9 protein-coding genes are annotated in these 13,142 nt (G+C 31.2%); 2 read left to right on the forward strand and 7 right to left on the reverse strand.

The window, feature by feature from the left end:
* Nucleotides 1-3: 3 nt before the first annotated feature.
* Nucleotides 4-1,500 carry a M28 family peptidase gene (locus tag JJQ60_RS12850; protein WP_201920531.1) on the reverse strand — a complete coding sequence of 499 codons (1,497 nt, stop codon included), beginning with the start codon at nucleotides 1,498-1,500 and terminating at the stop codon, nucleotides 4-6.
* A gap of 199 nt (nucleotides 1,501-1,699) precedes the next feature.
* On the opposite strand from JJQ60_RS12850, the gene JJQ60_RS12855 reads away from it, so the two are divergent.
* Nucleotides 1,700-2,830, forward strand: coding sequence for a vWA domain-containing protein (locus JJQ60_RS12855; protein WP_201920534.1), 1,131 nt, complete (start codon nucleotides 1,700-1,702; stop codon nucleotides 2,828-2,830).
* Nucleotides 2,831-2,882: 52 nt separating this feature from the next.
* Complete coding sequence (locus JJQ60_RS12860; RefSeq protein ID WP_201920536.1) at nucleotides 2,883-4,346, forward strand: magnesium chelatase; 1,464 nt, start codon at nucleotides 2,883-2,885, stop codon at nucleotides 4,344-4,346.
* 88 nt (nucleotides 4,347-4,434) lie between these two features.
* Here the strand turns inward: JJQ60_RS12860 and JJQ60_RS12865 are convergent, their stop codons facing one another.
* The 6 genes from JJQ60_RS12865 to JJQ60_RS12890 form a co-directional block, all read right to left on the reverse strand.
* Entirely contained in the window at nucleotides 4,435-5,262 is an 828-nt protein-coding gene (locus tag JJQ60_RS12865) for a DUF1853 family protein (RefSeq protein WP_201920539.1), read from the reverse strand.
* 9 nt (nucleotides 5,263-5,271) lie between these two features.
* Nucleotides 5,272-7,344, reverse strand: a complete 2,073-nt coding sequence (locus tag JJQ60_RS12870; RefSeq protein WP_201920541.1) for a response regulator — start codon at nucleotides 7,342-7,344, stop codon at nucleotides 5,272-5,274.
* 170 nt (nucleotides 7,345-7,514) lie between these two features.
* Nucleotides 7,515-9,158 carry an ATP-binding protein gene (locus tag JJQ60_RS12875; RefSeq protein WP_201920543.1) on the reverse strand — a complete coding sequence of 548 codons (1,644 nt, stop codon included), beginning with the start codon at nucleotides 9,156-9,158 and terminating at the stop codon, nucleotides 7,515-7,517.
* Nucleotides 9,159-9,313: 155 nt separating this feature from the next.
* Nucleotides 9,314-11,380, reverse strand: a complete 2,067-nt coding sequence (locus JJQ60_RS12880) for a response regulator (protein ID WP_201920546.1) — start codon at nucleotides 11,378-11,380, stop codon at nucleotides 9,314-9,316.
* 110 nt (nucleotides 11,381-11,490) lie between these two features.
* Nucleotides 11,491-12,501: a pirin family protein gene (locus tag JJQ60_RS12885; RefSeq protein ID WP_201920549.1), complete on the reverse strand. Its 1,011-nt coding sequence runs from the start codon at nucleotides 12,499-12,501 to the stop codon at nucleotides 11,491-11,493.
* 158 nt (nucleotides 12,502-12,659) lie between these two features.
* A complete protein-coding gene (locus tag JJQ60_RS12890; RefSeq protein WP_201920552.1) occupies nucleotides 12,660-13,130 on the reverse strand; it encodes a DUF3291 domain-containing protein in 471 nt (156 codons plus the stop codon).
* Nucleotides 13,131-13,142: the final 12 nt, after the last annotated feature.

Consider the following 13,142-nt stretch of genomic DNA (forward strand, 5'->3'; position numbering starts at 1 on the left):
GTTTTATTTTTGATATAATTTTGTTCCTGCTTCATAGTATTTATCTCCTTCAATCCAAAAAGGAGTTTTGGGATTGTCTGCAATTTTTCTGCAGGCTAATACATAGGATTGAAAAAATTTGAATAAATAATTATAATCTACAGAATCGGGGTTGTCGGTTACCTGATGATAGTATTTCGTAATTTCCTCATTGAAAGATGTGAATCCCATACTAAAAGTTGGCGAGGGGATACCTTTAGCTGCAAAATTTACATTATCTGATCGATCAAATAGGCCTTGTTCTGGTGCAGGGTCATCAATAGCCTCCAATCCGAATTTTTTGACAGCTTCAATAATGTCATTTTTTGCGGTTGTTCTGCCCAGCCCAATAATTGTCGCTTTAGTAGTATCATTATATCCTCCATTATCGCTATTAAAACAATATACCATTTTTTGCAAAGGTATCACCGGGTGTTCTACATACCATTTGCTACCTAACAATCCTTTTTCTTCTCCCGTAAAAAGAATAAAAAGCGCTGATCTTTTGGTGGGGTATTTAGCTATGTTCTCTGCAGCAGAAAGTACAGTAACTGTTCCGACAGCATTATCCCTGGCTCCATTATAAATAGAGTCATTTTCTACAGGTTTACCAATTCCCACATGATCATAATGGGCAGAATAAATGATATATTCATCCTTAAGTTTTGGATCTGATCCTTCAACTATACCAATAACATTTTGAGAATATACGGTGCTTTCTTCAACACCTTCAACCACTACTTCTACATCGATTTCTTTTTTAGTACTGAAAAGGTTATTTATTTCTTCATTTTTATCATTGATCCAAAGGTATGTAAACTCGTCTTTTTCTTTTTTCTTAGAACCGGACAAGGACATACTTTCACTATTAAGATAGTGCTCTAGTTGTGCAGCTGTAGGTTTGTCTACGCTACACACTTCAATAATACCCAGTGCTCCTTTTTCCTTAGCTAACTGTCTTTTTTCTCTGGTTTTTGAAAAAGAAGTTCTAATTGCTTTATTATCCTTGCTTCCTATAATGCATATTACGTACTTTCCAGTGACATCGATATTTTTATAATCCTCTTCTAATCCATAATTTAGAAAAACTGCTTTTCCTTTATACGAGGTATTTATCTTGTTCATGATGAAAATCTCATCCAGAGAAATACTTTCAGCCTTAAAAGTTGTTTTTGATGCTGCAGAAATCTTTTTTAACGCTACAGGTTGAAGATAACTATCGGTGTCTGGTATAGGTTTCACTCCATAGCTTCTTAACATATTGGCTAAATATTGAGCGGCAATTTTATTTTCTGGAGATCCCGTTTGTCGTCCTTTTAATTCATCTGAGGCCAGAAAATAGATATAGCCTTCAATTTCACTTTTGGAAACTGTTGATTTAACTTTTTCAACATCATCTTGAGCATTAATAAAAAATGGAAAGACAAAAAGTAAAAAAAATAGAGTCTGCTTTTTTAGTTGTAATGACGATATGTGATACATGATTGTAGTGAGTTATAGGTGTAGTATTATATAGTATGTTTTTAACTTTCTTCTCAAAGATAGTAATTGTAATCAAAAAGTACTTTAGCTGTTTTGATAGGTCGTATTTTATCATAGATTATCCAAAACAAATGTTAATTCTGATTTCTTCGATGGGTCAGGTGTCTCAATCTTATATAAAATATGCTAACTTTAATGTATGAAAGAGAAAAAGAGAATTTTTAAGAAAGGATTCAGTTTTAAAGTTTATGAAGCTCCAGAACAATCTCCATTCGATAAACTTTTTGACATTTTTCAAGAAATTATTACTCACACCTCTGGTGATCTTGATGAAGCATTGGATTGGATGAAAGAACTTGATAAAGAATATCAATTAACTGATGATGAGTACACTTTGGATGATTTTGTTGAAGACCTGAAGAAGAAGGGGTATATTCGAGAAGAAATAAAACCAGATGGGGACGGAAAAATGTCCATTACCGCAAAAACTGAACAAGCAATACGCAAACGCGCTTTAGATCAAATTTTTGGTAAATTGAAGCGTAGTGGAGCAGGCAATCACCGAACTAATTATATTGGTAGGGGGGATGAGCATGCGGGAGAGTTTAGAAGTTATCAATATGGAGACTCTTTAGAACGAATCTCTATGACAGAGAGCTTGAAAAATGCTCAAATCAATCATGGAATTGGAGATCTTAATCTTACTGAAGATGATTTAGTAGTTGAAGAAACCCAATACAAAGCACAAATGAGTACGGTATTAATGATTGATATCAGTCACAGCATGATTTTGTATGGAGAGGATCGTATTACCCCTGCAAAAAAGGTAGCTATGGCATTGGCAGAATTAATAACAACGCGATATCCTAAGGATACTTTGGATATTTTGGTTTTTGGTAATGATGCCTGGCCTATTGCAATTAAAGATCTTCCTTATTTGCAAGTAGGACCATATCATACTAACACCGTAGCGGGATTGCAATTGGCAATGGATATGTTACGCAGAAAACGTAATACCAATAAACAAATTTTTATGATAACCGATGGTAAACCTAGCTGTCTTAGAATGCCAGATGGTCAATATTATAAAAATAGTAATGGTTTGGATAGGCATATTGTTAATAAATGTTATATGATGGCCCAACAAGCACGCAGGCTTCATATTCCTATCACGACTTTTATGATAGCTCAAGATCCATATTTGATGCAATTTGTAAGAGAATTCACTTATGCCAATCAAGGGAAAGCATTTTATACAGGGTTAAAAGGCTTAGGAGAAATGATTTTTGAAGATTATGAAACCAACAGAAGAAAAAGAATAAAAGGCTAGATCAATTATAAACTTTGAATCAAAATTTATTGCTATAAAGAAATAAACACTTATGAAAATTGATACTATAAAAACTTTAGGTCAACTAAAAGAATCTGAATATAAAAGTAAGTCGATTAAAGATGAATTGAGAGATAATCTAAGAACAAAAATTAGTAATGATGAAGAAACCTTTACTGGTATTCATGGATATGAAAATACAGTAATTCCAGAACTGGAAAGAGCTATTCTTTCCAGGCATAATATTAATTTGTTAGGACTACGAGGGCAGGCAAAAACTCGATTAGCAAGACAAATGATTAATTTGCTGGATGAATGGATTCCTGTGGTTGAGGGCTCAGAGATTAATGACGATCCGTTTAATCCCATTTCTAGATATGCGGTTACGACATTAGCAGAAAAAGGAGATGATACTCCTATAGTTTGGTTACATCGATCTGATCGGTTTGCAGAAAAATTGGCAACACCAGATGTTACCGTAGCCGATATTATTGGAGATGTAGATCCAATAAAAGCAGCCAATCTAAAACTGAGCTATGCTGATGATCGCGTAATTCATTTTGGGATGATTCCAAGAGCAAATCGTTGTATTTTTGTGATTAATGAGTTGCCAGATTTACAAGCTCGTATCCAGGTGGCTCTATTTAATATTTTGCAAGAAGGCGATATTCAGATCAGAGGGTTTAAATTAAGATTACCATTAGATATTCAGTTTGTATTTACAGCTAACCCAGAAGATTATACAAATAGAGGAAGCATTGTTACTCCACTAAAAGATAGAATTGGATCTCAAATCCTGACGCATTATCCCGAAACTATTGAAATTGCCAGGACAATAACTCAGCAGGAGGCTAAACTCGATTCTAGACAAAGTGATTTAGTATACGTACCTAATCTTGCCAAGGATCTATTAGAGCAAATTAGTTTCCAGGCTAGAAACAGTGAATTTATAGATCACAAAAGCGGAATAAGTGCTCGGATGAGTATTACCGCTTATGAAAACCTTTTGAGTACGGCAGAATATAGAGCACTAAGGGCTGGCGATACGAGTACCTTATTAAGATTAAGCGATTTTATCGGCGTAATTCCTTCAATAACCGGTAAGGTAGAATTAGTATATGAGGGAGAACAAGAAGGAGCTGCTTCTGTGGCGCAAACCTTAATTACAGAGGCGGTAAAAACATTATTCTCAGATTATTTTCCTAAAATTGAGAAGCTTGAAAAAGAAGGTTTTGAAAGTCCTTACCAAGATTTAATAAATTGGTTTTTTGAAGAAAGTGGTATTGAATTATTAGATGATATATCTGATCAAGAGTACAAGAAAAAACTAGCTTCGATTCCTCCTTTAGACGATTTGATCAAAGAATATCAACCAGAAATTGAAGAGAAAGATTCTTATTTTATGAAAGAGTTTTTGTTGTGGGGTTTAGTTGAATATAAAAAATTAAGCAAACATAGACTTTCTGAAGGTTTTCATTTCAAAGACCTTTATGGTAGCTATATAAGTGGGCTTTAAGTTTTGTTTACTTTTTTGGATTATATATCCCTAAAGTATTTATGCTGGTGCTCAATTATAAAACATTTTACAGTCAACTTTATTTCAATTACCAGTAAGCGACAAAAAAACGCTCAAAAGAACCATCTCCGTTATTCATCCATAATAACGGAGATTTTTTTTGTGCATATTGAAGATGTAGTTGTTTATAGATGTCATCATAAGAAAACCAGGTATCGCAATATTTGGGGTTTACAATCCAATTTTGCTTTATAGGGATATGAAATTGTTTAGAGGTATATCTTTTTGAATTAAAATCTTTAAATTTTATCCAATATCCTATGATACAATCATTATTTATATATGTAAAAGTTTCGTGTTTTAAAGAATAGGGAACAAATAAATTTACCAAATAACAGGCCTGTTGTTTAACGCGATTTAGTTCTATATTTAATTCTTTTAAAACCTCTTTGGTTTCATTTTTATAAAGTAATGGGAACTGTTTGTTTTTTAACTTTTCAATTTTCTGGAGTAAAGAATCTTTACGATTTGGACCAATCCACCTATGCATTTCTTCATTGATATCGGGGTCATATACATAAAATTTATAGATCAATTCAATATGTAGGATTTCTTCTTTAATAAGATCTTTTATTAAAAAATCAAGCTCACCAATGGTGATTTTTTGTTTAAAAATTTGAATGTTTTTGGCAATTATCTGATAGTTTTGAGAGGCACTAACACAATATTCAAAAAAATGTTCAATTCGTTTACCTAAAACTTCGTTATCGCTAATGGTTAAGTTTATACTATTAGGTAGTAATGAGCTTTTGGATATTACATTAAAATCAAAAAGGGCTAGACCAAGAAAAGAATCAAAATTGTGGATAGCCGCGCTATTTAGAAATCCTGCATATTGTTGCTTCAAAATTGCCAAAACGTAATGTTAACTTTGGAAGAAGGAAAAATATTTCTTAAGCATTGGTTTAAGAATTTTATGATCAACAGGTTTTGATACAAAATCATCACAACCGGCATTTAAAGCTCTTTTTATATCTTCTTGGGTTGAGTATGCTGTTTGCGCAATTACCGGTAGACTAGGTCTTAGTTTTTTTATTTTCCTTGTGGCTACATATCCATCCATTATTGGCATTTTTATGTCCATTAAGACTAGGTCAATATTTTCATTGTTCTCACAGATATCAACGGCTTTTTTTCCATTTTCTGCTCGATGAATAACGAATTTATAGCCTTTCATTTTTTGCAGAATTGTTTTTAGAAACAAGAAATTCACTTCGCCATCTTCTGCTATCAAAATTACATGCTTAAATGGTTTAACTAAATTTTCATCAGAATCTGATTTCATAGTATTTTTATTGGAGTCAATAATTGGATGGTACGGTATTGAAAGTTGAAATGAAGAGCCTTTTTCTAGCGTAGAAGTAAATGAAATTTTTCCTTCAATTAAATCTGCATTTTCTTTAGCAATAGTAAGCCCTAGTCCTAAACCGCCATATGTTCTGGCAATTTCTTTTTCGGATTGAGAAAAACTATTAAATATGATTTTTTGATCCTCTGGGTTAATTCCTATACCTGTGTCTTCAACAGTAATAACTAATTGGTTTTTTATAATTTCACTATTGATTTTTACAAATCCTTTAGAGGTAAACTTAATCGCATTATCAATAAGTTTACTTAGAATTTTTTCAACTTTTGATTTATCAATTAATACAAGAGAATTTTCTCTAGATATTGCACTTTCATGATGTAATCTTATGTTTTTTTCTTCTGCAGTTTTTTCAAAAGTAGTAATAAGCTTCTGAAATAAATCATCCAGCATAGTTTCTTCCTCTATTATTTCAAATTGTTTAGATTGTAGTTTAGAAATTTCCATAATATCATCAATAATGTCCATTAGTTGTTTACCACTATTAATGATGATATCAGTATAACTTTTTCTTTGGTCAGGAGTTATTTCGGCATCGTTAAGAAATTCAGAGAACCCCATTATACCATTCATTGGTGTTCTGATTTCATGGGATATATTATTGATGAAATTGGTTTTAAGTTTATTGCTGTTTTCTGCATTTTCTTTTGCAATGCGCAATTCTCTTGTCTTTTGTTTTATTTTAAACTTGAGATATCTATTAATTAATAGTATTGTCAACAATACAATGATAATACCAATTGAGAAAATTACCCAAAATATAGTTTTTTGATAAAATGGGGTAACTACATTAAATATCCAATTGTCCAGAATGATTTGTTTTTCCTTTCTGGTTATTGCTTTAGTTCCTTTGGATATAATTTCGTTTAGAATTTTATTCTTTTTAAAGACAGCAATCCCAGTTTTATATATAAAATCGGTTTCTCCAACGATTCTTAAATTATTTAGGTTTTTTGTTCTAATCAAATAATGTACTACAGCTTTTGGACCAATATATGCGTCATACTCTCCCGAATTTAATTTTTGTAAACATACCAAATCGTCTACACCGCCAACGGCTATATTGATATTTTGGTATTTATTTTTCAAAATTTCTGCTATTGCATAATCTTTAGGTAGTACTATAGTTTTATCTACATATTTTGAAATGTTGTCGTCCAGTTGATCCTTCTTTCTGGCAACAATCATATGAGGACTTTCAAATAGAAAGGCATAAAAATTGAGGAATTTTTCCCTTTCAGGTGTAGGATGTATTTCGACAATCATATCCACCTTTTCGTCTCTTACATCTTTCATAAGTTCGGGCCATGTATTGTAAATTTTTTGATGAAATTTATACCCGATTTTTTTTTCGACTAGTTCAAGATATTCCGTAAAAACCCCATCTACATTACCTTCTTGATTTATAATCTGATAAGGAGGGTGAAATGGATAGATTGCCACTTTAATACTGTCTTGTTGTTGTAGCCACTCAACTTGTTTTTCATTCAATATTGATGAATCCTTTGAGCAAGATGAAAATAATGCAAAGACTAGTATGAGAAGTAAGAAAAGGGGTAATTTTATACGCATTTCATAGGTTTTCTTCAGGGATTATCTTTAACATTTCTTTAATAAAGATAGTACAATAGTAACACTTTTAAAAATACAAGTCTTAAAAATAGTTTTTAATCATTTCTTGTAAACGCTCTAATCTCGACTCTTGTAGAGCTTTTTGTATATAATTTAGATGAATTCATTGACTATAATTTTGGTTCGTGGGGTAGTGTAACTATAAAAGTAGATCCTTGATTTAGTGTTGAAGTAAAGGAAATATTTCCTTTAAGTAGTTGGGCATTTTTTCGTGAGATGGATAGCCCTAATCCAAGACCGTCATATGCTTTTGTTATTTCTCTTTCTGATTGTGAGAAATTTCTAAATATTAACTCTTGATCTTTTTGTTTTATCCCAATACCTGTATCTTTTATTTGAAATATCAGGCTGTTGTCCTTTATTTCGCACAAAACTTCTACACCGCCATTTTCGGTAAATTTAATAGCATTATCGATTAAATTGTATAATATTTTTTGAATTTTGTACTTATCCGTTTTTATGATATTTTGGTTCTCTGATACTGTGTTGTTAAAACTTAAGGTGATATTTTTATGGTTTGCTTTATCTTTAAAAACCATATACAATGTTTGTAGTAATTGAGTAAGATCTGTATTTTCTACAGATACTCCGACTTGTTCGCTATGCAAATTTGAAATTTCTACAATATCTTCTATAATATGTTTTAGGCGATTACTACTTTCTATTACAATATTTGTATATTCTTTTTGCTTTTCTTCGGTTAGTTCAGGGTCATTAAGTAATTCTGAAAAACCGATAATACCATTCATAGGTGTTCTTACTTCATGAGATATATTATGGATAAAAGCGGTCTTTAATTTATTACTTTCTTCTGCTTGTTTTTTAGCTATAATAAGTTCTCTAGTTTTTTTCCTGATTAGATATTTTAAATACCGATTTAGTAAAAGAATGATAATTATGATCGATAAGATAATGCTGGTTGTATATATCCAAAATATTGGTTTTTTGTAGAACGGTTTTATGTTGGTGTATAACCAATTATTAAATATGGTTTCTTTTTCATTATCCGTAATAGCATTGGTTGTTTTTCTTATAATTTGATTAAGTGTACCATTGTTATTTTGTACGGCTATACTAGGAGCGTAAACATATGGAGTTTCAGAACCAATTTTGAGATTGTTCAAATTTCTGGTTTTTATCAAATAATTTGCTACAGCTTTTGGCCCTATATATGCATCTGATACACCATTATTAACTTGTTTTAAACAAGCTAAATCATCTATTTCTGTTAAGATATTAAGTTCGGGTTCTTCATTTTTTAAGATTTCATGTATACCATAATCTAAAGGTACAGTAATGGTTTTTGTATTGGTATAGTAGTCTTCTAGTTTTGTTCCTGAAAAAGTATTTTTTCTTGAGATAATAACATAACTAGACTCAAAAAGTTTGGAGTAAAATTTTAGATAGGAATCTCTTTCAGAAGTTTGTTGTATTTCAAGTACGATATCAATCTTGTTATTCTTGGCGTCACTAAGTAATTGTTCCCAATTGGTATATAGTTTTCTCTTAAACTTATAATCAATTTTTTTTTCTATTAAGTCAAGGTAATCAATTAAAACCCCATCAATTTTTTCATTGTCATTAATGAACTGATATGGTGCGTAATATGGAAACAAAGCAACCGTAATGTTTTGGTTGTCGTCCAGCCATTTTTTTTCATCCTCATTGATACTTTCGGGAGAAGAGCAAGAATAAAAGTAGAAACATATAGAAATAGAAATAGCAAGAAAAGGATAAAGATGTTTTTTTATCATAGTTTAATTAATAAAATAGCCCCTTACTTTTCTTCCTACTGTATTAAAGATAGTATAATCGTAAATTCTTAGAAAGAAATACTCAATAATATTTTCTGTTTTTTTATTGAACGGCGTTATTGAAGACTTAACGACTTTATAGCATTTAGGATGCATTACTTTTCTATCATGGTAGTTAGAAAATATTTTCTCAATACTTTTTTTAAATGTTTGTACTGTATTGGTTTTGATATAAATCCCTTACAACCAGCTTCTAATGCTTTTTTTATATCCTCTTTAGTAGAATAAGCTGTTTGTGCGATTATTGGTAATTCGGGTCTTATTTTTTTTATGATTTTTGTGGCTTCATATCCATTCATTTCTGGCATTTTTATATCCATAAAGACTAAATCAATTTTTTGATTTTTTGAACAAAATTGTACGGCTTCTTTCCCGTTTTTAGCGCGGTAAACAATAAAATCACATGTTTTAATTTTTTTCAATAACATTTTCAGAAATAAAAAATTTACTTCGCCATCTTCAACAATTAAAACTACATATTGATTGTCTTTGAGGTTTTTTAGTTCATCCCATACGATATCAGCAGGTCTTTCGATAGGGTGAAAGGGGAGTTCAATTCTAAATGTAGACCCTTCATTCGGAATTGAAGAAAATGACAATTTGCCTCCCATTAAAATAGTATTCTCTTTAGCAATTGATAACCCTAAGCCCAATCCTCCATATTTTTGCGATATTTGATTTTCAGCCTTTGTAAAGCTTTTGAATATGTTTTCGGTAGTACTAGTATCTATTCCTACTCCAGAATCTCTAATCGAAACTATAAGAGATTGATTTTGCACTATATAAGAAACAAGTACAGCTCCTTTTTTAGTGAATTTAATAGCATTGTCAATAATACCGTTGATAATTTTAATGAATTTGGATTTATCAATGATAACAAAGCGCTCATTATCTTTTAAGTTATCATGAAAGATAAGTAGAATACCATTTTTACGGGCACTTATTTCAAAAACAGAGTGAATCGTTTCAAGTGTTTCTTTTAAATCAGTTTCCTCTTCGTCAAGTTCGACTTGTTTGGTTTGTAGTTGAGAGATTTCCAAAATGTTATCAATACTATCGACTAGTTGTTTTCCGCTATGGATTATACTATTGATATATTTTGTTTTTTCTAATGTTTTTAATTTTGGAGCAGTAAGAAGTTCAGAAAAACTTAGAATTCCATCTAAGGGCGTTTTAATTTCTTGTGATACATTACTGATAAAGGCCATTTTTAATTGGTTGTCTTTTTCAATAATATCTTTTGCAATTTTAAGTTCTTTTGTTCTTTGTTTTACAATAAACCCCAAATAAAAATGTATCAATATAGTTGTGAAAAAACCTATCAGTATTATAATGGTTATCGGAATAATGAAATTTGGATTCTTATAAAAAGGTATTGTTTTTTTGTATAACCAGTTTTCAATTATACTTTGAGTTTCTTGATTTGAGATATTTCGAGTTGCTTTATGTATAATATCATTTAGAATTTTATTTTTCTTGAGTACAGCTATACCTGGTTTGTAAGCATGATTTATTGTTGAAGTAATTTGCAAATCATTCAATTCTTCAGTTTTTATAAGGTAATTCACAACTGCTTTAGGTCCTATGTGTGCATCATATACTCCTGAGTATAATTTCTGAAGGCAGATTAGGTCATTCTCATCTTCAATAAAATTATGATTTGGGTACTCTCGTTTTAAATTTTCAAAAATTGCATAGTCTTTTGGTACTACAATAGTTTTATCGGCTAAACTACTAATTGTGCTGTATTTTGAATCTTTTCTTGTGACAATCACATTTGGGGACTCAAAGTATTCGGCATAAAAGTTTAAGTAAGAATCTCTATCTTTTGTTGATTGCATCTGTAAAACGATATCAACCCTTTCATTTTTTAGATCTTCTATTAGTTTAGGCCATTGGAAGTAATATTTTCTCTTAAATTTATGATGTATCTTATCTTCAATTAACTTAATATACTCAATAAAAATACCCTCTATGGTATTGTTGTCGTTGATAAATTCGTAAGGAGGGTAATACGGAAAAAAAGCAATCGTTATATTATCATTTTGTTTTAGCCATTCTCTTTCTTTAGTTGTTAATATCTCTTTATCTGAGCAAGAGGTATGCAAAAGTGAAAATAGCAAAAACGATAAAGGTAAAAGAAGTAGCTTTTTATAATGCATTTAAATAAAATCTTCTTGATTTTTTGATATAAAATGACTCATAAATCCTAATTACGATACTCTTAATTTTTTAAATAGATTAACCTGTAAAAAAAGTAAACAAATTATAATTATTTGCTTATTTCACTTTCATCGGGATATAGAGCAAACCTGCCTTTTGATTTATCATGAACATGATCATAACTGGGCCATGGCCAGCCTCCAAATTCAGTTTGCTGGTATTCCAGAATAGCCTCCCTTATTTCGATTTGGCTATTCATAACAAAAGGGCCATGTTTTACAACAGGTTCATTGATTGGTTTGCCTTGTAACATCAATACATGGGCTTTAGTATCTCCATTCTTGACAGTAAATTCCTGATCAGCCTTGAGAATTACTTCATGATTAACAGGAATGACAAAACCGTCATTGTTAATTTCTTTCCCTTTAAAAAAATATAAAGATCTGTTTATGCCCTGCGAAGCTATTGGAAAAGTATATGTCGCATTTGGTTCCATTTTTAAAGTCCATATAGCGACTTCGTTAATAGGATTTGCTGCCCATGAATCTGGAGCAGGCTCGGGGGCACTTTTATCATTTAGTTTTCCAGATATCAAAGTAATTTCGATAACCTTATCGTTATCATCTTTTATAAGTACCGTGGGGATTTCTTCACTCCAAAGCATTTTGAAATGGGGCTCTACCATTTTTTTATCTCTTGGAAGATTGAGCCATATTTGAAACAATAAAAAAGGATTCTCTTTTTCGGTATTTAATAGTGGAAACATTTCAGAATGTTGTACACCTTTACCGGCAGTCATCCATTGCACATCACCGTTACCAAATCGTCCTGCGGCACCTAATGAGTCTGAATGATCTACTAATCCTTTTTGTACTATAGTTACCGTTTCAAAGCCTCTATGAGGATGCGCAGGAAATCCTGGAACTTTTGTGCCATGATACATTCGCCATCCATCTTTAAGTGTAAAGTCCTGGCCTATGTTTCGCCCTTCTAAAGATGCATCCGGACCAAGTTTTTCATTTCCTTTCGGATATTGATCTTCATGATAAGCACAAAATAAAAAAGGATCACTGGTTTCCCATGGAAAACCCAAGGGTTTGATTTTGATGATTGCGGACATTGTTCTTATTTAGAAATAAACTAAAATAGATATTTTCTTGAAGAAGCTATCATAAAATTGGGTTAATAATTACTATGCTCTTATCTTGATTTGTGCTTTATGTTAAAAGTATAAAATCAATTATAAACTTAGTCATAGATCATTTTCTGTGTCTTGATTTAGTTAGATGTTTTAACCTTATAATTTCTTAAATCTTCCACAGTATACTTACTTTTAAATGAAAAAGCATATGGCGATTCTCCGTGTTCTTGCAGGTAATACAATCTTTCTTTGGCTTCTTGGGCAGTAGGATGATGATCTTGATCTACATACCAAAACGCCATATGCATTCTTGGCATATTTTTGAACCATTCTTTTTTTCGTTTTAAAATCTCTGCATGCGTAGTTTTATAAGTAAAATCAAACAAAGTATCCATATTTTCCCAAACTGACATATTGATAATCAAAAAAAGGTTATCAAAAACAGTAATAGAAGTTGCATTGCCATCGTCTCCTTTAAGTCTCCATATAAAACCATCGCTCTTTTCGGCTAATGCATTAATACGATCAAGGTTGTTTACAAAATCGGCCATAATGGGATCATTAATGGGGGCGATCATTTCGGCAATGTTAACTTGTGCTAGGTACATGGTAGTTTATTA

Source organism: Aquimarina mytili (genome assembly GCF_016735115.1).
In the GTDB taxonomy this organism is placed as follows: domain Bacteria; phylum Bacteroidota; class Bacteroidia; order Flavobacteriales; family Flavobacteriaceae; genus Aquimarina; species Aquimarina mytili.

Coding starts and splice junctions, on each gene's coding strand:
- JJQ60_RS12855 (WP_201920534.1), top strand. CDS start 1,700: ATGAAAGAGAAAAAGAGAATTTTTAAGAAAGGATTCAGTTTTAAAGTT.
- JJQ60_RS12860 (WP_201920536.1), top strand. CDS start 2,883: ATGAAAATTGATACTATAAAAACTTTAGGTCAACTAAAAGAATCTGAA.
- JJQ60_RS12870 (WP_201920541.1), bottom strand. CDS start 7,344: ATGCGTATAAAATTACCCCTTTTCTTACTTCTCATACTAGTCTTTGCA.
- JJQ60_RS12880 (WP_201920546.1), bottom strand. CDS start 11,380: ATGCATTATAAAAAGCTACTTCTTTTACCTTTATCGTTTTTGCTATTT.
- JJQ60_RS12885 (WP_201920549.1), bottom strand. CDS start 12,501: ATGTCCGCAATCATCAAAATCAAACCCTTGGGTTTTCCATGGGAAACC.
- JJQ60_RS12890 (WP_201920552.1), bottom strand. CDS start 13,130: ATGTACCTAGCACAAGTTAACATTGCCGAAATGATCGCCCCCATTAAT.
- JJQ60_RS12875 (WP_201920543.1), bottom strand. CDS start 9,158: ATGATAAAAAAACATCTTTATCCTTTTCTTGCTATTTCTATTTCTATA.
- JJQ60_RS12850 (WP_201920531.1), bottom strand. CDS start 1,500: ATGTATCACATATCGTCATTACAACTAAAAAAGCAGACTCTATTTTTT.